This is a genomic window from Variovorax sp. J22G73 (assembly GCF_030317035.1).
Classification (GTDB): Bacteria; Pseudomonadota; Gammaproteobacteria; order Burkholderiales; family Burkholderiaceae_C; genus Variovorax.
Genome location: NZ_JASZYK010000009.1, coordinates 209,782 through 226,091, shown reverse-complemented (window position 1 = coordinate 226,091; position 16,310 = coordinate 209,782). Strand labels below are relative to the sequence as shown.

The 16,310-nt window shown below is 69.1% G+C and carries 15 protein-coding genes and 1 riboswitch; of the genes, 8 read left to right on the top strand and 7 right to left on the bottom strand.

What is annotated here, in order from left to right:
* The first annotated feature begins 83 nt into the window (after nucleotides 1-83).
* From QTI51_RS28110 to QTI51_RS28090, 5 genes are all read left to right on the top strand, one after another.
* Nucleotides 84-1,229, top strand: coding sequence for an aminoglycoside phosphotransferase family protein (locus QTI51_RS28110; protein ID WP_116911690.1), 1,146 nt, complete (start codon nucleotides 84-86; stop codon nucleotides 1,227-1,229).
* A 69-nt stretch (nucleotides 1,230-1,298) separates the two neighbouring features.
* Entirely contained in the window at nucleotides 1,299-2,018 is a 720-nt protein-coding gene (locus tag QTI51_RS28105; protein WP_116911691.1) for a 16S rRNA (uracil(1498)-N(3))-methyltransferase, read from the top strand.
* A 146-nt stretch (nucleotides 2,019-2,164) separates the two neighbouring features.
* Nucleotides 2,165-3,532, top strand: coding sequence for a M20/M25/M40 family metallo-hydrolase (locus QTI51_RS28100; protein ID WP_116911692.1), 1,368 nt, complete (start codon nucleotides 2,165-2,167; stop codon nucleotides 3,530-3,532).
* 101 nt (nucleotides 3,533-3,633) lie between these two features.
* Nucleotides 3,634-4,101 (top strand): YidB family protein, encoded by a 468-nt coding sequence (locus tag QTI51_RS28095; protein WP_116911891.1) that lies wholly within the window; start codon nucleotides 3,634-3,636, stop codon nucleotides 4,099-4,101.
* A gap of 105 nt (nucleotides 4,102-4,206) precedes the next feature.
* On the top strand, nucleotides 4,207-7,239 hold the full coding sequence (locus QTI51_RS28090) for a DUF4132 domain-containing protein (protein WP_116911693.1): 3,033 nt from the start codon (nucleotides 4,207-4,209) through the stop codon (nucleotides 7,237-7,239).
* A gap of 21 nt (nucleotides 7,240-7,260) precedes the next feature.
* Here the strand turns inward: QTI51_RS28090 and QTI51_RS28085 are convergent, their stop codons facing one another.
* Nucleotides 7,261-8,160: an alpha/beta hydrolase gene (locus QTI51_RS28085; RefSeq protein ID WP_116911694.1), complete on the bottom strand. Its 900-nt coding sequence runs from the start codon at nucleotides 8,158-8,160 to the stop codon at nucleotides 7,261-7,263.
* On the bottom strand, nucleotides 8,157-9,668 hold the full coding sequence (locus tag QTI51_RS28080) for a M20 family metallopeptidase (protein WP_116911695.1): 1,512 nt from the start codon (nucleotides 9,666-9,668) through the stop codon (nucleotides 8,157-8,159). Before QTI51_RS28080 ends, QTI51_RS28085 begins: the two co-directional genes overlap by 4 nt.
* Nucleotides 9,669-9,768: 100 nt before the next feature.
* On the opposite strand from QTI51_RS28080, the gene QTI51_RS28075 reads away from it, so the two are divergent.
* Complete coding sequence (locus QTI51_RS28075; RefSeq protein ID WP_116911696.1) at nucleotides 9,769-10,539, top strand: DUF72 domain-containing protein; 771 nt, start codon at nucleotides 9,769-9,771, stop codon at nucleotides 10,537-10,539.
* 28 nt (nucleotides 10,540-10,567) lie between these two features.
* Here QTI51_RS28075 and QTI51_RS28070 read toward each other — a convergent pair whose 3' ends face one another.
* Complete coding sequence (locus tag QTI51_RS28070) at nucleotides 10,568-11,089, bottom strand: bactofilin family protein (protein WP_116911697.1); 522 nt, start codon at nucleotides 11,087-11,089, stop codon at nucleotides 10,568-10,570.
* Nucleotides 11,090-11,227: 138 nt separating this feature from the next.
* Between QTI51_RS28070 and QTI51_RS28065 the strand changes: the two genes are divergently transcribed.
* Nucleotides 11,228-12,202 carry an ion transporter gene (locus tag QTI51_RS28065; protein ID WP_116911698.1) on the top strand — a complete coding sequence of 325 codons (975 nt, stop codon included), beginning with the start codon at nucleotides 11,228-11,230 and terminating at the stop codon, nucleotides 12,200-12,202.
* On the opposite strand, the gene QTI51_RS28060 is transcribed toward QTI51_RS28065, so the two are convergent.
* The 4 genes from QTI51_RS28060 to QTI51_RS28045 form a co-directional block, all read right to left on the bottom strand.
* The gene (locus QTI51_RS28060) at nucleotides 12,147-12,734 is read right to left on the bottom strand and encodes an IMPACT family protein (RefSeq protein ID WP_116911699.1); all 588 of its coding nucleotides are present in this window, start codon (nucleotides 12,732-12,734) and stop codon (nucleotides 12,147-12,149) included. The two genes, QTI51_RS28065 and QTI51_RS28060, sit on opposite strands and share 56 nt — an antisense overlap.
* A gap of 19 nt (nucleotides 12,735-12,753) precedes the next feature.
* Entirely contained in the window at nucleotides 12,754-13,344 is a 591-nt protein-coding gene (gene metW / locus QTI51_RS28055; protein WP_116911700.1) for a methionine biosynthesis protein MetW, read from the bottom strand.
* A complete protein-coding gene (gene metX, locus QTI51_RS28050) occupies nucleotides 13,341-14,519 on the bottom strand; it encodes a homoserine O-succinyltransferase MetX (RefSeq protein WP_116911701.1) in 1,179 nt (392 codons plus the stop codon). The genes metW and metX overlap by 4 nt, the downstream gene beginning before the upstream one ends.
* 137 nt (nucleotides 14,520-14,656) lie before the next feature.
* On the bottom strand, nucleotides 14,657-15,220 hold the full coding sequence (locus QTI51_RS28045) for a TMEM165/GDT1 family protein (RefSeq protein WP_116911702.1): 564 nt from the start codon (nucleotides 15,218-15,220) through the stop codon (nucleotides 14,657-14,659).
* 16 nt (nucleotides 15,221-15,236) lie between these two features.
* Nucleotides 15,237-15,415, bottom strand: a riboswitch (yybP-ykoY riboswitch).
* A 262-nt stretch (nucleotides 15,416-15,677) separates the two neighbouring features.
* Here QTI51_RS28045 and rbp point away from each other — a divergent pair.
* A complete protein-coding gene (gene rbp, locus QTI51_RS28040; protein ID WP_116911703.1) occupies nucleotides 15,678-16,238 on the top strand; it encodes an RNA-binding regulator in 561 nt (186 codons plus the stop codon).
* Nucleotides 16,239-16,310: the final 72 nt, after the last annotated feature.

Here is a 16,310-nt window from a genome sequence, read left to right as displayed (position 1 = left end):
CAGGGGCCGGCGGCGACCCGGCTCGGCCGGAAGCCGGCCGCGAGGGGTTGCCGCGCCAGGCGGATTTGTAGAATCGATTATCCATGACAGCACCCTCGCCCCCGGCCTCATTGGCCCCTAACTCGGCCCCGAGCCCCGCCCCGCACCCCGCCGAGCCGTTTGCCGAACTGTCTGCCGAGCCGATCGCCTGGACCGATCCGCAGCGCGCCGACGTGTTCCGGACCTGGCTGGCGGGCATCGCGCCGGCCCAGCGGCTGCTGCCCGACACGGTGCGGCTCGCCTCGGCCGACGCGAGCTTCAGGCGCTACTTTCGCGTCGACACCACCGACCCGGCCGCCCCCACCCGCATCGTGATGGACGCCCCGCCGGACAAGGAAAACAGCGATCCGTTCGTGCAGGTCGCCCAGCTGATGGCCGAGGCCGGCGTGCTGGCCCCCCAGGTGCTCGACTGGGACCGCATGAACGGCTTCCTGCTGCTCGACGACCTGGGCCGCCAGACCATGCTGGACGTGCTCGACCCAGCCCGCCCCGACGCCAGCCGCCCGCTCTACGACCAGGCCATCGACGCGCTCATCAAGTGGCAGCTGTCGTCCAGGCCCGGCGTGCTGCCGCCCTACGACCGCGCGCTGCTCGAGCGCGAGCTGGCGCTGTTCCCCGAGTGGTACATCGGCCGGCACCGCGGCGTTGCCATCGAGGGCAAGCTGAAGGAACGGCTGGAGCGCAGCTTCAAGCTCATCGTCGACAGCAACCTGGCCTCGCCCAGCGTGTACGTGCACCGCGACTTCATGCCGCGCAACCTGATGGTGAGTGGGGCCCCCGCGCTGGGCGTGCTCGACTTCCAGGACGCCGTGTACGGCCCCATCACGTACGACATCGCCAGCCTGATGCGCGACGCCTTCCTGAGCTGGGACGAGGAGTTCGTGCTCGACATCACCATCCGCTACTGGACCGCGGCGCGCAAGGCCGGCCTGCCGGTCGACGAGGACTTCGGCGCCTTCTACCGCGCGGTCGAGTGGATGGGCCTGCAGCGCCACCTGAAGGTGGCTGGCATCTTCGCGCGGCTCACGCTGCGCGACGGCAAGCCCAAGTACCTGGCCGACACGCCGCGCTTCATCGCCTACATCCGCGCCACCGCCGGGCGCTACATGGAGCTGACGCCGCTGGTGCGCGTGATCGACGAGGTCGAGGGCACTTCGGCGCTCACCGGCTTTGCCTACGGCCGGGTGTGATGCCCACAATGCCCGCCATGCCCGCCGAACGCGTCCCCAGCGGGCGCCTTTCGCTACATATTCAATAGCATGCCGCGTTTTCACTGTTCCGTGCCGCTGACCGCCGGCGCCAGCCTGGCGCTGCCTTCCGGCGCCGCGCGCCACGTGCAGGTGCTGCGCATGCAGCCCGGCGACGCGCTCACCCTGTTCGACGGCGCGGGTGGCGAGTACGCCGCCACGGTCGAGCGCATGGGCCGCAGCGACGTCGCGGTCGTGGTCGGTGCCCACCTGGCGGTCGAGCGCGAGGCACCGCGTGCGGTGCACCTCGTGGTCGGCATGCCGGCCAACGAGCGCATGGACTGGCTGGTCGAGAAAGCCACCGAACTGGGCGTTGCGAGCATCCAGCCGCTGGCCACCGCGCACGGCGTGCTGCGCCTGTCGGGCGAGCGCGCCGACAAGAAGCGGGCGCATTGGGAAGCCATTGCGGTCGCGGCCTGCGAGCAGTGCGGCCGCAACCGCGTGCCGGTGATCCACCCGGTGCAGTCGTTTTCAGGCTGGATCGACGCCCAGGGCAGCTCGAACGCCGTGCGCCTGGTGCTGAGCCTGGCCGAAGGCACGCGCGCCATGCCGGCGGTGCAGGTCCCCGAGAGCCACGGCGCGCTCGTGCTCAGCGGCCCTGAAGGCGGCCTGAGCGGCACCGAGGAGCAGCAGGCCATCGGCCGCGGCTTCGCGCCGGTCACCCTGGGCGCCCGCGTGCTGCGCGCCGAAACGGCGGCGCTGGCCGCGCTGGTGTCGCTCGCAGGGCTCTGAGCCGCTTGCGACTTGCGGGGCCAGCGGCCCAGGCGCAGCCCAAGCGCCGAACAGAGGGCGAAAAACGAGTGTTTTCCGCAACGCGCGCGCCGAAGGCTTGGGAAACAATCGTTACCTCTTTAAAACAAAAGAAGGACTTTTGCCCCATGTCCCGCCTGCCGGGCGCTTTGCGCCTTGCCCCCTGCCTCGCCCCTTTCGTTCTGTCGATGCTGTGCGCGGCCCCTGCCGCGCTGGCGCAAAGTCCCGCTGTCGCCCCCACGCCCACGCAAGTCAGCCCTGAAGTCGACAAGGCCTACACGCAGCTGATGGCCTCGCCAGCCATCCAGAAGCTGCTCGAAGCGGTCAAGGCCGACCACGAGCGCTCGGTGGAAGACCTGAAGATGCTCACCGAGATCGAGGCGCCCCCCTTCAAGGAGCACAAGCGCGCCGAGGCCTTTCTCGCCCGCATGAAGGCGCTCGGCCTGGGCCACGCGAAGATCGATGCCGAAGGCAACGTGGTCGGCCTGCGCAAGGGCACGGGCAACGGGCCCCGGCTGCTCGTGTCGGCCCACCTCGACACCGTGTTCCCCGCCGGCACCGACGTGAAGGTGAAGGAGCGCGACGGCCGCCTGTACGCCCCCGGCATCGGCGACGACACGCGCGGTCTGTCGGTGCTGCTGTCGTGGCTCAAGGTCTTGAACGACAACAAGGTGCAGACCGTGGGCGACCTGCTGTTCGTGGCCAACGTGGGCGAGGAAGAGCTGGGCAACCTGCGCGGCATGAAGGCGATCTTCAGGGACCACCTCGACATCGACGGCATGGTCGGGCTGGAGCCCTCGCCGCCGGGCGCGGTGCTGGTGCTGGGCACCGCGAGCCACCGCTACGAGGTCACATTCCAGGGCCCGGGCGGCCACAGCTTCGGCGCTTTCGGCCTGGTGCCCAGCGCCATCCACGGCATGGGCCGCGCCATCGCCAAGATCGCCGACGTGCGCACGCCGAGCTTCCCCAAGACGACGTTCACCGTCGGCACCGTGGGCGGCGGCACCTCGGTCAACACCATCGCGCCGGACGCGCGCATGGCCATCGACATCCGCTCGGACGACATGGGCGCGCTGCTGGACACCGAAAAGAAGATCCTGGCCGCCATCGACGAGGCGGTGGCCGAGGAAAACAGGCGCTGGAACGTGAATTCGCTGAGCGCCAGCACCCGCCTCATCGGCGACCGGCCCGGCGGCCGCACGCCGCCCGACTCGGTGATCGTCGAGGCCGCCACGCGATCGAACGCGGCCTTCGGCCACAAGACGATGCTGCGCGGCGGCAGCACCGACGCCAACGTGCCGATCTCGCTGGGCATTCCGGCCATCATCGTCGGCGGCGGCGGCAAGGGCTCGGGATTCCATTCGCTGGCCGAGTCCATCGACGTGACAGACGCCTGGAAAGGCGCGCAGAATTCGCTGGTGACAGTGCTCGGGTTGGTGGGCGTGCAGGGCATCAGCCCCGCACTGCTGCCCAAACGCGTGGCGCGTACCAAGTAATTTGTCACGTTGCCGGTTCGAAAGTGCCTGTGCAACTTTCCACTTAAGCGCCGCCGCATTTAACAATGTTGGCGGTTCTGTCACACACCAAGGAAACGGCCATGGGATTGCTCGATTCGGTACTCGGTCAAGTGCTGGGAGGCGCTGCACAGCAGCAGCCCCAAGGCGGAGGCCTCGGCGGCCTCGGTGGGTTGGGCGATCTCGGCGGCATCGCAGGGGCGCTGGGCGGCCTGCTTGCGAACAATGGCGCGCAGGGTGGCCTGGGCGGGCTGGTCTCGAAGTTCGAGCAGGCCGGCCTGGGCAGCGTCATCAACTCGTGGATCGGCAAGGGCGAGAACCAGCCGGTCTCGGGCGACCAGCTGCAGAACGCGCTGGGCGGCGACACCATTGCCGCCATCGCGTCCAAGCTGGGCATCAATGCGCAAACGCTGCTGCCGATGCTCGCGACCATGCTGCCCGCGCTCATCGACCAGCTCACACCGCACGGCAAGGTGCCGGAGCAGGGCCTGGGCAACCATGAAGACCTGCTGGGTTCGCTCAGCGGGCTGCTCCAGGGCAAGCAACCCTGAAGGCTGACGCCTCTCTCCAGGATTCGAGCGCCCGCGAGGGCGCTTTTTTTTGCCCGCGCGGCCTTGGCCGACAATGCCGCTCGCATCAGTTCGAGGGAGGATGGCATGGCGGTGGGTCGCAAATCGAAGGCAGGGACAGGCACTGAAGGCACTGAAAGCACCGAAGGCAAGGCAGGCAGTGAAGGCAAGAGCGGCCTGCATGCACAGCCCGATGGCAGCGTGCGCTGGACCAAGGGCATGCGCGAGTCGCTCGCGCGCTTCAACGACCGGGCCTGCGGCCATTGCGGCGGGCTGCTGTCCACCGAGCGCAGCCTGGCCGACAGCCTCGACTTCTACCGCCGCCACCGCGCCAGCTTCTACCCGCCCCGCGCCGCGCGGCTGCGCATGCTCGAGATGCATGGCGCCGCAGCGGCCGAGCTGTTCTTCGAGCCCTCGCCGCACAAGGAGGCCGTGACCGACCTGCTGGCCATCCACGACGCGGCGGTCGTGCGCTTCTTCGTGACGCAGGTCAAGCAGATCGACTGCAAGACCGCGCTGGCCAAGCAGGCCGCGCGCTGGCCGCTGTTCGTGCTGCGCGAACTGCTCTCGGCCAACCCGGCGCGCCACCAGGCCGGTGCCGCGCTCGTGCTGGAGCTGCTGGCCGCCAATCCCGACTGGCAAGCGCCGTTGGAAGCAGCCTGCGACGACAGCCAGCGCAAGACGCTCGCGCGCCTGCAGGAAGACAGCGCCGACGGCGTGACCGACGCCGCCCCCGAAGCCTGGCCCGCGCTGCTGCGCCGCCCGCCGTGGAAGAACCGGCAGGCGTTGCCGGTGGTTCCCACGCTGGCCCTGCAGCCGCTGCCCGCGACCGCCGCGCTGCACTGGGCCGGCCTGCCGCCGCCGCAGTACCAGCAGGCCACCGGCGACGCGTCGGACGACTGGCTGGCGCAGGAAGTGCGGGCGCTGCGCGCGCGCTCCGACGAGCAGGTGAAGAATTTCGCGCGCAATGAGCCGAAGGCGCCAGAGGCTGTCCGCGATGCACAGGGCGATGGCGCCCGCGTGCGCAAGGCCCTGTGGATGCTCGGCGTGCGGCCCGAGCGCATCGACGACATCGCCGACGGCGCCAATGGTGCCGACATGCAGCCGGACGACTTCGGCGACCCGCCCGGCACGGCCTGGTCGACCGCCGACTACATCTGGCAGCTGCCGGCGCAGCTGGCCATGGCGGTGTTCACGCAGGGGCCGGCGCTGCTGCACGCGCTGAGCGACGCGTCGCGCATCCGCCCGGTGCTGCATCACTTCGGCACCGCCGCGCTGCCGGCCTTGCCGCACTACCTCAAGCACGGCGCGCGCGCCATGTTCGAGCTGGCCTCGGCCATCGAATGGGACCCGCTGGCCGGCTGGATCGCCAGGGGCTTCCACACCAACCGCTGGGTGCGGCGCGAGGCCGCCGCATGGCTGGCCCGCTACCCCGACACCGCGGCGCGCGGGCTCATTCCCGCGGCGCTGGGCGAGCCCGGCCCGGCGCACGAGGCGGCGCAAGCCGCGCTGCGCTGGCTGCACGCCGAAGGCAACACCGATGCCGTGCACCGCCAGGCCGAAGCCTACGGCAGCGAGGCCGCGGCCGCGGTTGCCACGCTGCTGGCCATCGCCCCCGAAGAGCTGCTGCCCGACGAGCTGCCGGCGCTGCCCAAGACCCTGCCGCTCGCGGCGCTGCCCCGCCTGCTGCTGAAGAACAGCGGCCACGCGCTGCCGCAGGCCTGCGTGCCCGACGTGCTGATGGCGATGATGCTCGGCAAGCCCGACGCCCCCTACCCGGGGCTGCCCGCGCTGCTGGACGCGCTGGCGCCCGATTCGCTCGCGCGCTTCGGCCGCGCCCTGCTGGCCTGGTGGATCGGCAACGGCCGCCCGAGCAAGGAGCGCTGGATGTTCGCGCTGCAGGGCCGCCTGGGCGACGACGAAACGGCCCGCCAGCTCTACGGCCTGCTGCGCCAGTGGCGCGCCGCGCTCGACCGCGTGCGCGCCTACGACGCCATGGCGATGCTGGGCGACATCGGCAGCGACGCCGCGCTCATGCACCTGGCCGAGCTGGCGCGCCAGACTCGCTACGACGACCTGCGCACCCGCGCCGACCGCATGCTGGGCGAGGTGGCCGAGCAGCGCGGCCTGAGCCTCGACCAGCTGGCCGACCGCACCGTGCCCGACCTGGGCCTGGACGCGCGCGCGCGGCTCACGCTCGACTTCGGCCCGCGCACTTTCGAAGTGCGCATGGACGACCACTTCCAGCCCGTGGTGCACGACGCCCGCGGCAAGGCGCTGAAGACCCTGCCCAAGCCCGGCGCGAACGACGAGCCCGGCAAGGCCGCCGCCGCGACCACGCAGCTGAAGGAGCTGCGCAAGCTGGCCAAGACCGTCGCCACCACGCAGCTGCTTCGGCTCGAGGCGGCGATGTGCGCGCAGCGCCGCTGGAGCGCAGACGAGTTCATGCCCTTCTTCGCGAACCACCCGGTGCTGCGCGTGTTCAGCCGGCCGCTGGTGTGGGGGCTGTTCGACGCGTCGAACCGGCTCGAAGGCACGTTCCGCGTGAGCGCCGAGGGCGAGCTGAGCGACCTGCAGGACGACCCGGTGAAGCTGCCCGAGGGCGCGCGCATCGGCTTGCCGCATCCGCTGGAGCTGGCCGCGAAAGACCCAGCGCTGGCCGCCGCCTGGAGCGCGGTGCTGGCCGACTACGAAATCATGCAGCCCTTCGAGCAGCTGACGCGCCAGACCTTCGCGCTCGACCCCTCGCTGCGCATGCGCCGCGAGCTCCCGCAGTGGGCGGGCCGGCAGGTGTCGAACGCCGCTCTCATGGGGCTGGAGTCGCGCGGCTGGCTGCGCGAGGTGGGCGAGGGCGGCATGGTCGACAGCTTCAACAAGGCGCTGCCCGGCGGGCGGCGGCTGTGCGTGCAGCTGGAAGAGGGCTGGTTCGTGCAGGACGTGCCCGACGGCAAGGCGCTGCAGACGGTGCGCGCGGTGGCGCTGGACGGCACGGATTCCGCCCGGGCCACACAGGCCACCGACACCATTCAAGCAAACAGGGGCACGCTGGGCGACCTGCCGCCGATCGCCTTCAGCGAGATCGAGCGCGACCTGCAGCGCGTGATCCGCGAAGCAGCCTGACCCGCCGGCGCGGCCCTGCGTTCAGGCGGGTGGAAAGCGCGCGTCGAGCCAGCGCTGCAGGGCCGCGAAGACCGGCTCGCTGTCGAGCTCGTTGAAGATCTCGTGGTACAGCGTGTCGAAGCCGTGCGCCTCGACCATGCCGCTGGGCGCGGCGGCCGCGGCAAATGCCCGGCTCGCCACGGGCCGCACGAGGTGGTCGTCGCCCGCGTAGAGCAATAGCGTCGGCACGGGCCAGTGGGCGGCGCGCTGCTGCACCGTGGCGCCTTCGCTCGCCAGGAAGCGCGCCAGCCGGCTGCCGATGCGGTCGTGCGTGAGCGGATCGTCCCGGTAGGCCTGCACCACGGCCGGGTCGTGCGAGAGGTAGTTGTCGTCCAGCCCGTTGCCCACGCGCAGGTTGGGCGCAATGCGCGGCAGCACCGCGAGCAGCGCCTTCTGCACGCCGCTCAGGCCCGGGTCGAGCCCCGGCGACGACAGCACCAGCCCATCGACCGGCCGCACGTGGCGCGCGACCAGGCTTGCCGCGACCAGTCCGCCCAGGCTGTGCCCCAGCACCACCAGCGGCACGCCGGGGTTCAGCCGGCGCGCATCGTCGATCACCAGCGCCAGGTCGTCGACCAGCCGCAGCTCGCTGGGCAGGCCGCCGCGCGCGCCGCTGGATTCGCCATGGCCGTGGTGGTCGTGCGCCCACACGGCAAAGCCCCATTCGTGCAGGCATTCGGCCACCGCGTGGTAGCGGCCCGCGTGCTCGCCGAGCCCGTGGACCACCACGATGACGGCCCGGGCCGAGCTGTGTGCACCCGATGCACCCGATGCACTCGATGCACTCGATGCACTCGATGCTGGCAGGCGGCGCAGCACCAGCGTCTCGCCGTCCGGGGTGGACAGCGACACGCGTTGCGGCAGGGGCAGGGGGTCGCTCAAGCGGCAGCGGGTTCGGCCGCGGCGGCGCTGTGCGCCACCGGCAGCGCGGCAATCACCTCGGCCACGGCGGCCGTCAGCTTCTTGGCGTAGGGCACGTGCAGGAACTCGTTGGGGCCGTGCGCGTTGCTCTTCGGGCCGAGCACGCCGCAGACCATCATCTGCGCCTTGGGGAAGCCGGCACTGAGCATGTTCATCAGCGGAATGGTGCCGCCCTGGCCGATGTAGCCGCACGAGGCGCCGAAGTGCGCGCGCGAGGCCTTGTTCAGCGCGTCCTCGAACCACGGGGTGATGGTCGGAGCGTTCCAGCCGGTGGCGCCGCCGCCGCTCTCGAAGGTCACGCGGGCCTGGTAGGGCGCGTTGTCTTCCAGCAGCGCCTTGAGCTTTTGCACCGTCTCGGCCGCGTCGACCAGCGGGGGCAGGCGCAGCGACAGCTTGAAGGCGGTGTAGGGGCGCAGCACGTTGCCCGCGTCCTTCAGTGCCGGAAAGCCTTCGGCGCCGGTCACCGACAGCGTGGGCTTCCAGGTGCGGTTGAGCAGCGCTTCCACCGGGTCGGTGGTGGTGGGCAGGGCGAACATGGTCGAGCCGCCGCAGTCGTAGTGCGCCCACGGAAAGCGCTTGTACACCTCGTCGCCGAGGATGGCCGCGGTGGCCTTGGCCTGCGCCAGGCGGTCGGCGGGCACTTCGCAGTGGAAGCTGGCGGGCAGGAGGCGGCCGGTGGCGCTGTCCTCGAGCCGGTCGAGCACCTGCCGCATGATGCGAAAGCTCGAAGGCACCAGGCCCGAGGCGTCGCCTGAGTGGATGCCTTCGGTGAGCACCTCGACCTTCAGCGTGCCGCTGGCCATGCCGCGCAGCGAGGTGGTGAGCCACAGCTGGTCGTAGTTGCCGGCACCGGAGTCCAGGCAGATGACCAGCTCGACATTGCCCAGGCGCGGGCGCAGCGCGTCCACATAGGGCAGCAGGTCGTAGGAGCCGCTTTCCTCGCAGGTCTCGATGATGCCGACGATGCGCGGGTGCGCCACGCCCTGCGCCTTGAGCGCCTGCAGCGCGGCCACGCTGGCATACACCGCGTAGCCGTCGTCGGCGCCGCCGCGGCCATAGAGCAGGCCGTTTTCGTACTTGGGCGTCCACGGGCCGAGGTCGTTGCGCCAGCCGGTGAATTCGGGTTGCTTGTCGAGGTGGCCGTACATCAGCACGGTCTCGTCCATGGCGGTGCCGGAGGCCGGCACTTCGAAGAACAGCACCGGCGTGCGGCCTTCGAGGCGCACGATTTCCAGCTTCAGGCCTTCGACCTTCTGCGCCTCGACCCAGGCCGCGGCGTTGCGCAGCACGGTCTCCAGGTAGCCGTTGGCCAGCCAGTCCTTGTCGAAGCCGGGCGACTTGGACGGAATGGCGATGTAGTCGGTGAGCTGCTTGACGATGTCGCCGTCCCATTGGGCGGTGACATCGGAGAGGGCGCGTGCGGCGTCGAGCGTGCCGGCGGGCATTTCGCGGTGCAGGGGGGCGTTCATCGGGGGGTTCTCCGCGGGGTGACGAAAAAAACGCATTTTGCGCCTTGACGCGCGCGCGTGTAGCCGTAGAGTGCGGGCGATCTCAAACCGGGAGGGCCATGTGAGCAAGGCAAACATCAAGGCGGGCATCGGCGGCTGGACCTACGAGCCCTGGCGCGACAACTTCTACCCCAAGGGCCTGGCGCACGCGAAGGAGCTGAACTACGCGAGCCGCAAGGTCAGCGCCATCGAGGTCAACGGCACCTACTACAGCACCTTCAAGCCCGAGACCTTCAAGAAGTGGCACGACGACACGCCGGCCGACTTCGTGTTCTCGCTGAAGGCCTCGCGCTTCGCCACCAACCGCAAGCTGCTCTCGGGCGCGGGCGAATCGATCACGCGCTTCATCGACAGCGGCGTGGCCGAGCTCGGCGACAAGCTGGGGCCCATCGTGTGGCAGTTCATGCCGACCAAGCAGTTCGACGCGGAAGACTTCGAGGCCTTTTTGCAGCTGCTGCCGAAGAAGGAGGGCAGCCGGGTGTTGCGCCACGTGATGGACGTGCGCCACGAGAGCTTCATCACCCCCGAATACAAGGCGCTCGCGAAGAAGCACAAGGTGTCGACGGTGTTCACCGACGCCGACAAGTTTCCGTCGTTCGAGGAGCCCGAAGGGGACGTGGCCTATGCGCGGCTGATGATGGCCGACGCCAAGCTCAAGGCCGGCTACGCGCCGAAGGCGCTCGACACCTGGGCCGAGCGCGCGAAGGGCTGGGCCGCGTCGCCGAAGAAGCGCGACGTGTTCGTGTACTTCATCAATGGCGCCAAAGAAAAAGCACCGGCCGCGGCCGGTGCCTTGCTGGAGCGCCTGGGGTGGACCCCGCCCGAGCCCTGAAGCCCGGAGCTGCGGGAGCCGGGTCGGGTCAGGCCGCGGCCTGCAGCGACGGCTTGGTGCCGAAGCTGATTTCGCCCGACAGCTGGCCGCCTTCTTCGATGACGATCTTGCCGTAGCGGATCTTGCCGGTGACCTTACCGGTCGAATGAATGACGAGCTTCTCGCGCACGGTGAGGCTGCCGTCGAACACGCCGCGGATCTCGGCGATGTCTATTTCGGCCGAGCCCTTGAACTCGCCCTGTTCGGCGATCTGCATCAGGCGCGAATCCATGGTGGCTTCGACCAGGCCTTCGACCACGAGCGTGTCGCAATCGGTGATTTCCACGCCCTTGAGCTTGATGTTCGGGCCGACGGTGAGCTTGCTGCCGCCTTCCTTGGCGACGGGTGCGGCGGCTGCCGCGTTCAGGCCGCCTTGCTGCGCAGTGAGCGACGAGGGATTGACGGGGGTACCCGAGAGATTGGTGCCTGCGCCGACCAGCGGAGCGGGGCGGGAGTTCAAAGAATCGGTGTCTCGGTCACGCTTGCCGAAGAAGGGGGACTGTGTAGCCAATGGGGAGCTCCTCAAGGAAAGGGACTATCGTAAGAACGCACTTGCGGCCTGCCGTACTTCATTGCGCAAGAGGCGTAACCGAGTAAGACGATATACGCCGCCGACAATGGCTTTCCAGTAGACCCGAAACCAAGGCAGATGACGACCCCCTCGCGCAATACAGCATCGATCTCCGCCAACATCCCCGCGGCCATCGCGCCCGACGCGGCCCTTGGCGACGCGCGTTTCGGCAAGCCCGAGCACGGCTGGCGCCGCAGCCTGTTCTCGGTGATCTTCGAATCGGAATCGCGCCTGGGGCGGCTCTTCGACCTGATGCTGATCGCGGTGATCGTCACCAGCGTGGGCGTGGTCATCCTCGACAGCGTGCAGGCCATCCATCTGCGCTTCGGCCATGTGTTCGGCGTGCTCGAATGGGTGTTCACCGCGCTCTTCACGCTCGAGTACATCGGTCGGCTGCTGTGCGTGAAACGGCCCGCGCGCTATGCGGGCAGCTTCTACGGCGTGATCGACCTGCTCGCGCTGCTGCCGACCTTCCTGGCGGTGCTCACGCCGGGGCTCGCGTACCTGATCGACGTGCGCATCCTGCGGCTGCTGCGGGTGTTCCGCATCTTCAAGCTGTCGCGCTACTCGGAAGAGTACCGCGCGCTGGTGTCGGCGGTGCATGCGAGCCGCCGCAAGATCACGGTGTTCGTCGGTTTCGTGATGCTGGTGGTGCTGGTGATGGGCACGCTGATGTACGTGGTCGAAGGGCCGCAGCACGGCTTCACCAGCATTCCGGTGGCCATCTACTGGGCCATCTCGACCATGGCCACCGTGGGCTTCGGCGACCTGGTGCCCAAGACCGACCTGGGCCGCGCGATCGCCTCGGTGATGATGCTGCTGGGCTGGGGCGTGCTGGCGGTGCCGACCGGCATCGTGACGGCCGAGATGGCGCGGCGTGGGCCCGACGACGAAGCGCTGCCCGGGTCTGGATCGGTGTCCGTGCCGATTGCCTCGCGCGGCATCCTGTCGATGACGCCGCCCCCACCTGCGGTGCCTGCCGTGCCGGCCAAGCGCATCACTCCCGCGGCCAGGCGGCGCGCCCTTGCGCAGCGTCGCCGAGGCGAGCGATGAACGCATCCGCATCGGGCTCGGGCAGCGAAAAGGCGAAGGCCACGTCGTCGCCGTGCGCCACGCTCTCGAGCACCGCGCCCGCCGCGGCGAGCTCCCTGCGCACCAGCCCCTCGAGCGCATAGGCCACCGTGCAGCGCACGCTGCGCAGGCGCACCAGCGGCACGAGCGTGGTGCCGAGCAGCGCCTGCGCGACCGCATCGGTGTAGGCCCGCACGAGGCCGCCCGCGCCCAGCTTCACGCCACCGAAATACCGCACCACCGTCGCGAGCGCGCCTTCGACCTGCTGGTGGCGCAGCACCTCGAGCATCGGCCGGCCGGCGGTGCCGCCGGGCTCGCCGTCGTCGTTCGCGGCCGACTGGCCGCCGGCCATCAGGGCCCAGCAGACATGCGCGGCCGCCGGGTGTTCGGCGCGCAGCGAAGCAACCACGGCCAGCGCGGCCGCGCGGTCGGCCACCGGCTGCACGCAGCCGATGAAGCGGCTCTTCTTGATGAGCAGGTCGCTGTGGACCGGCCCTGCCAGCGTGAAGCTCATCGCGGGCGGCGAAGCGGGCTCAGCTGCCGCCGCGCTCGAACCTGAACACCGCCGTGCTGGCGCGCGCGTTGGGCAGCCAGCGCACGTCGCGCCCGTTCTGCAGGCCGAAGGCATCGAGCACGCGCAGGTTGTTCTTGCCGGCCAGCACCTCGAAGTCCTTGAAGGTGCCCACGCGGATGTTGGGCGTGTCGTACCACTGGTAGGGCAGCCGACGCGTCACGGGCATGCGGCCGCGCGCGATGCTCAGCCGGTTGGGCCAGTGCGCGAAGTTGGGGAAGGCCACGATGCCGGTGCGGCCCACGCGCGCGGTCTCGCGCAGCATCACCTCGGCATTGCGCAAGTGCTGCAGCGTGTCGATCTGCAGCACCACGTCGAACGAGGCGTCGTCGAACATCGCGAGGCCTTCGTCGAGGTTGAGCTGGATCACGTCGACGCCGCGGCGAATGCACTGCAGCACGTTGCCGTCGGCAATTTCCACGCCGTAGCCGGTGCAGCCGCGCTCGCGCTGCAGCAGGTCGAGCAGGGCGCCGTCGCCGCAGCCGAGGTCGAGCACGCGCGAGCCCTGGGGAACGAGTTCGGCGATGAGCCGCTGGTGGTCGAGATCGCTCATTGAAACTCCTTGGCCACGCGCTCGAAGTAGGAGCGCACCACGCCCATGTAGCGCACGTCGTCGAGCAGGAAGGCGTCGTGGCCGTGCGGCGCGTCGATTTCGGCGTAGCTCACGTTGCGGCGGTTGTCCAGCAGCGCCTTCACGAGCTCGCGGCTGCGCGCGGGCGAGAAGCGCCAGTCGGTCTTGAAGCTCACGAGCAGGAACTTGGCCGTGGCCCGCGCGAACGCGGTGCTCAGCAGGCCGCCGTGGCTGCGCGCGGGGTCGAAGTAGTCGAGCGCACGGGTGATCAGCAGGTAGGTGTTGGCGTCGAAGTACTCGCTGAACTTGTCGCCCTGGTAGCGCAGGTAGCTCTCGATCTGGAACTCCACGTCCTGCGTGGAGTAGCGGTAGTCGAGCGCCGCCGCTTCTCCCTCGACGGCGCTGCGCAGGATGCGGCCGAACTTGGCGTTCATCACGTCGTCGCTCAGGTAGGTGATGTGGCCGATCATTCGTGCGATGCGCAGGCCGCGCTTGGGCACGACGCCGTGCTCGTAGAAGTGGCCGCCGTGGAAGTCGGGGTCGGTCACGATGGCGCGGCGCGCCACCTCGTTGAAGGCGATGTTCTCGGCCGTGAGGTTGGGCGCGCTGGCCACCACCACGGCGTGGCGCACGCGCTGCGGGTACTGCAACGTCCACGACAGCGCCTGCATGCCGCCCAGGCTGCCGCCCATCACCGCGGCCAGGGTCTGGATGCCGAGCGCGTCGAGCAGCACGGCCTGGGCGTCGACCCAGTCTTCGACCGTGACCACCGGAAAGTCGGCGCCGTAGACGCGGCCGGTGGCGGGGTTGACGTGCATCGGACCGGTCGAGCCGAAGCAGGAGCCGAGGTTGTTCACGCCGATGACGAAGAAGCGCTCGGTGTCCACCGGCTTGCCCGGGCCCACCATGTTGTCCCACCAGCCCTCGGAGCGGGCCTGGCCCTGGTACACGCCGGCCACGTGGTGCGAGGCGTTGAGCGCATGGCACACCAGCACCGCGTTGCTGCGGTCGGCGTTCAGGGTGCCGTAGGTTTCGTAGGCGAGCGTGTAGTCGCTGATCGATGCGCCGCTGCGCAAGGCCAGGGGGCCCGCGAACTGCATCGACTGCGGGGTGACGACCAAGGGTGGAGATGACGACACGGAAGACAAGGACGACATGAATGAAAAAACCCGGCCTCGCCAAAAACGAGCCGGGTCTGCCGCGCCTGTCTTTAGCTGGATTTATAAAGCGCCCGCAAGCTGTAGCAAATCGGCGCGAGGGGCAGTATATCGCCCCGTCCTTCAATGGGCAGCCACTACCAGCCGACGATCATGATCACGCCCAGCACCAGGAAGATGGCCGCCGAGATGGCGTGCACCAGCTTGATCGGCACGCGCCGCACGATCTTCTCGCCCAGCCATACCACCGGCGCGTTGGCCAGCATCATGCCCAGCGTGGTGCCGGCCACCACCCAGAAGTAGTCGTGCGTGAAGCGCGCGGCCAGCATGACGGTGGCAATCTGCGTCTTGTCGCCCATCTCGGCCAGGAAGAAGGCGATGACGGTGGTGCCGAACACGCCGAACTTCGACACGCCCGGGGCGTCGTCGTCGTCGAGCTTGTCGGGAATGAGCATCCACACCGCCATGGCGATGAACGAGCCGCCAAGAATCCAGCGCAGCACCTCGGGCCCGAGCCAGCGCGTGATGTAGTTGCCGACCGCGCCCGCGAGCGCGTGGTTGATGATGGTGGCGGCAAAGATGCCGAGCACGATGGGCCAGGGTTTCCTGAAACGGGCTGCGAGCAAGAGGGCCAGGAGTTGGGTCTTGTCGCCCATTTCGGCGAGCGCAACTACGCCGGTTGCAACGAGAAAAGCTTCCATGATGACGTGGGGTTCCTTGGGCCGAAGGACGCAATTGACCATGCAACCCTTCGGCCATATTTCCGAAATTGCATGGTCAAAGGTCTCGCCAGGTGTGTTCACTGCACGCGCCATGTCCCGTGTGGGGCAGGACAAGTCTGTTGACGCGGGCCCTTCTCGCAGATCGGAAGGCGGCTACTCCCCAATGACGGGCGGAATTCTACAGGCAGTGCCCGCGCATTCTTAGTTTTTGTAAGCGAACGCTAGCTTTCCAGGCGTTTTCACAGGTGCTACCTCAAGACGCAAATTCCCGCTTGCTTTTCAAATATTTCACCCATAATGCACGAGCCTCCCTCTTCATTTTGGTGGGGAGACAGTTCGGTGATCGGTCAGTTTCGCGCGACTCGACGGCTCTCGTTTGAGTGATGCTTTCGGGACTCCATCGCTTTTCTTGGTGTGTGTTTATAGGAGTCCCTTGATGGGCAACAAACTGTACGTGGGCAACCTGCCTTACTCGGTGCGCGATGGAGATCTCGAACAGGCTTTCGGGCAGTTCGGCGCGGTGACCAGCGCCAAGGTCATGATGGAACGTGATACCGGCCGCTCGAAGGGCTTCGGCTTCGTCGAGATGGGCAGTGACGCGGAAGCACAGGCAGCCATCAACGGCATGAACGGCCAGCCCCTGGGCGGCCGCAGCGTCGTCGTCAACGAAGCACGTCCCATGGAGGCACGTCCCCCGCGCAGCGGTGGCGGCGGCTATGGTGGTGGCGGCGGCGGTTATGGCGGCGGTGGTGGCGGTGGCTACGGCGGCGGCGGTGGTGGCTACGGTGGTGGTGGCGGCGATCGCAGCGGTGGCGGCGGTGGCCGTTCCGGTGGTGGCGGCTACGGCGGCGGCGGTGGCCGCAGTGGTGGCGGCGGCGGTGGTGGCGATGGCGGTTTCCGCAGCCCCTACGGCGCCGGCCCCCGTGGCGGTGGCGGCGGTGGTCGCAGCGGCGGTGGTGGCGGTGGCTACGGCGGCGGCGGCAACAGCGGCTACTGAGCCCTGCAACTCCAACGCACAAAAAGACAAAAGGCTCCTCGGGAGCCTTTTTTCATGGGCGGGCCGCTTCGT

Excerpts from the sequence above, each read along its gene's own strand:
- QTI51_RS28110 (WP_116911690.1), top strand. The coding sequence starts at position 84 with ATGACAGCACCCTCGCCCCCGGCCTCATTGGCCCCTAACTCGGCCCCG.
- QTI51_RS28105 (WP_116911691.1), top strand. The coding sequence starts at position 1,299 with ATGCCGCGTTTTCACTGTTCCGTGCCGCTGACCGCCGGCGCCAGCCTG.
- QTI51_RS28100 (WP_116911692.1), top strand. The coding sequence starts at position 2,165 with ATGTCCCGCCTGCCGGGCGCTTTGCGCCTTGCCCCCTGCCTCGCCCCT.
- QTI51_RS28095 (WP_116911891.1), top strand. The coding sequence starts at position 3,634 with ATGGGATTGCTCGATTCGGTACTCGGTCAAGTGCTGGGAGGCGCTGCA.
- QTI51_RS28090 (WP_116911693.1), top strand. The coding sequence starts at position 4,207 with ATGGCGGTGGGTCGCAAATCGAAGGCAGGGACAGGCACTGAAGGCACT.
- QTI51_RS28080 (WP_116911695.1), bottom strand. The coding sequence starts at position 9,668 with ATGAACGCCCCCCTGCACCGCGAAATGCCCGCCGGCACGCTCGACGCC.
- QTI51_RS28065 (WP_116911698.1), top strand. The coding sequence starts at position 11,228 with ATGACGACCCCCTCGCGCAATACAGCATCGATCTCCGCCAACATCCCC.
- QTI51_RS28060 (WP_116911699.1), bottom strand. The coding sequence starts at position 12,734 with ATGAGCTTCACGCTGGCAGGGCCGGTCCACAGCGACCTGCTCATCAAG.
- metW (WP_116911700.1), bottom strand. The coding sequence starts at position 13,344 with ATGAGCGATCTCGACCACCAGCGGCTCATCGCCGAACTCGTTCCCCAG.
- metX (WP_116911701.1), bottom strand. The coding sequence starts at position 14,519 with ATGTCGTCCTTGTCTTCCGTGTCGTCATCTCCACCCTTGGTCGTCACC.
- QTI51_RS28045 (WP_116911702.1), bottom strand. The coding sequence starts at position 15,220 with ATGGAAGCTTTTCTCGTTGCAACCGGCGTAGTTGCGCTCGCCGAAATG.
- rbp (WP_116911703.1), top strand. The coding sequence starts at position 15,678 with ATGGGCAACAAACTGTACGTGGGCAACCTGCCTTACTCGGTGCGCGAT.